Annotated in this window: 1 protein-coding gene; it reads left to right on the forward strand. The window is 40.1% G+C overall.

The window, feature by feature from the left end:
• Window positions 1–654, forward strand: a 654-nt coding sequence (locus tag AC1DUA_RS39880; RefSeq protein WP_477504910.1) for an MrcB family domain-containing protein, incomplete at both ends; no start/stop codon positions are given.

A 654-nucleotide genomic window follows, 5' to 3' on the forward strand; every position in this document is an offset into this window, starting at 1 on the left:
ACATCTGGGGGTCTAGGTCAGGATTACCAAGTATCTACCATCGCGTATTATCGATACGATATAGATCATCTGCCAGAGGATGAGCAGCTAATCTCTGATCTTAATAATGCTGTTACCAACTATAACGAATATGTAAATAAGGTCATTAGTAACTCAAATGAGGAACCAGAACAATTAGTAAGCTTTAACTATACGATAAGCCATCTGTATGCTGGGCAAGGTATTGTGAAATACCTACATGATCACGGCCCAGATATAATTACCTTAGATGAATTGATCTCGAATCAAGGAACGATTCTGCTTTCTGGAGATGATGTAAAGCATCCAAAAGAGCGAATCCGCCATTTAGGACGAGCGTTACAAGACTTAGGTTTACTACAGATAAATGAAAATGGCTTCTCATTAACTGATCTAGGACAAGAATACACCAACCATTTTAACGAAAATAAATGGGAACTTAGTGATACACAAGTCAGGCTAATCCGAGATCAGCTAACTCGCACTGAAAGCCAAACGCCACTTGTAAAAAGCATCAATGAGGCTATAGAAATCTGTCAGCAGCTAGGCACTTTCACATTAGATCAGTTCGTGCCGATCTTTATTGATGCTCTCGGTATGCAAGGAAATTGGGGAGAAGTCACCCAGAAACAACGG

Source organism: Paenibacillus sp. 01T422, assembly GCF_056398785.1.